The following is a 2,259-nucleotide window of genomic DNA, read 5'->3' on the forward strand; positions in this document are numbered from 1 at the left end:
CAGGGGTGGTGGGTGGTAGGGGAGCGTCCCGCGCCGGGTGAAGCCCCGGGGTGACCCAGGGGTGGACGGCGTGGGAGTGAGAATGCAGGCATGAGTAGCGATACTAGGGTGGGAAGCCCTAGCGCCGAATGACCAAGGGTTCCAGGGCCAGGCTAGTCCGCCCTGGGTGAGTCGGGACCTAAGGCGAGGCCGACAGGCGTAGTCGATGGACGACGGGTTGATATTCCCGTACCGGTGCAGCACCGCCCATGCTGACGCGCGGGTGCTGACCCACGCCCCACGCCACGTCGACCGCTGGGTCGTTCCTTCGGGGGCGCCTGGTGGTTGTGGTGGGGGGTCTGGGGACCCTCCGCGCTGGTAGGCAAGCGTATTAACAGGGGTGACGCGCAGTGGTAGCCCCGCGGGCCTGATGGCTTGGCCCGTTCAAGCGCGCAGCCCGGTCCCCAGGCAAATCCGGGGGCCTCCGCCCGATCGGGTGGGAGGGTGAGGCGTGATGGTGACCCCACAGATGGTGGGGGATAGCAGGGTGATCCTGTGGCGCCGAGAAAAGCCCCGGCGCGAGGTGCGAGCCGCCCGTACCCTAAACCGACACAGGTGGTCGGGCAGAGTATGCCTAGGCGCACGAGTGAATCATGGTGAAGGAACTCGGCAAAATGCCCCCGTAACCTCGGGAGAAGGGGGGCCCGAGCCCTGAAGCCCCGTCGCGGGCTAGGGGGGAGGGCCGCAGAGACCAGGGGGAAGCGACTGTTTACTAAAAACACAGGTCCGTGCGAAGCCGCAAGGCGATGTATACGGACTGACGCCTGCCCGGTGCTGGAAGGTTAAGAGGATCCGTCAGCCCCCCAGTGGGGTGAAGCGGTGAATTCAAGCCCCAGTAAACGGCGGTGGTAACTATAACCATCCTAAGGTAGCGAAATTCCTTGTCGGGTAAGTTCCGACCTGCACGAATGGCGTAACGACTTCCCCGCTGTCTCCACCATGAGCTCGGCGAAATTGCAGTACGAGTAAAGATGCTCGTTTCGCGCAGAAGGACGGAAAGACCCCGGGACCTTTACTATAGCTTGGTATTGGCGCCCGCTATGGCTTGTGCAGGATAGGTGGGAGACTGTGAGGCCATCACGCCAGTGGTGGTGGAGTCGTCGTTGAAATACCACTCTGGCCATGGCGTGCGCCTGAACCTGGGCCCGTGATCCGGGTCAGGGACAGTGCCTGGTGGGTAGTTTAACTGGGGCGGTTGCCTCCTAAAGTGTAACGGAGGCGCTCAAAGGTCCCCTCAGCCTGGTCGGCAACCAGGTGTTGAGTGCAAGTGCACAAGGGGGCTTGACTGCGAGACCGACGGGTCGAGCAGGTGCGAAAGCAGGAACTAGTGATCCGGCGATCCCGTGTGGGTGGGTCGTCGCTCAACGGATAAAAGGTACCCCGGGGATAACAGGCTGATCCTGCCCAAGAGTCCATATCGACGGCATGGTTTGGCACCTCGATGTCGGCTCGTCGCATCCTGGGGCTGGAGCAGGTCCCAAGGGTTGGGCTGTTCGCCCATTAAAGCGGTACGCGAGCTGGGTTTAGAACGTCGTGAGACAGTTCGGTCCCTATCCTCTGCGCGCGCAGGATACTTGAGAAGGCCTGTCCCTAGTACGAGAGGACCGGGACGGACGAACCTCTGGTGTGCCAGTTGTCCCGCCAGGGGCACGGCTGGTTGGCTACGTTCGGGACGGGTAACCGCTGAAAGCATCTAAGCGGGAAACCATCTTCAAGATGAGGTATCCACACCATCCCTTCGGGGTGGTGGGAGGCCCCCAGTAGACCACTGGGTTGATAGACCAGGAGTGGACAGCCCGCAAGGGCCATTCGAGCTGACTGGCACTAATCGGCCGACACAAACAACACACCCACCCACCCGGGGACACCGGGCGGGCGGGAACCCCAGACACACAACGAGCGCGCCCACTATGCGGTCCACGACCAACCCCCACCCCCCCCAAGCGGGGGGACGGAGGGCCCACCACAACACGCACCACCCCCACACGCGGGGCGGCGCGGACACATAGACGTCCCGGCGGTCATAGCGGGGGTGCCACGCCCGGCACCCATTCCGAACCCGGAAGCTAAGACCCCCAGCGCCGATGGTACTGCCCCCGCCAGGGAGCGGGAGAGTAGGACACCGCCGGGCACACACCAAAGGGTCAGAGGCCCCACACAACCACCACCCCCACACCACAAGGGGACACACCGGTTGCGTGGGGCCTCCCCACACCCCCC

At 63.9% G+C, this 2,259-nt stretch carries 1 rRNA gene and 1 other annotated feature (1 of these 2 cut by a window edge); the gene reads left to right on the top strand.

Going from position 1 to position 2,259, the window contains the following annotated elements:
- Positions 1-1,882, top strand: a sequence feature (mutual gap in cmsearch alignment for this rRNA model is longer than 100); it begins 1,390 nt to the left of the window's first position.
- Positions 1,883-2,052: 170 nt separating this feature from the next.
- A 5S ribosomal RNA gene (gene rrf / locus A1QA_RS0112815) occupies positions 2,053-2,170 on the top strand.
- Positions 2,171-2,259: the final 89 nt, after the last annotated feature.

This window comes from Actinomyces timonensis DSM 23838 (assembly GCF_000295095.1).
Taxonomy (GTDB): Bacteria; Actinomycetota; Actinomycetes; order Actinomycetales; family Actinomycetaceae; genus Actinomyces; species Actinomyces timonensis.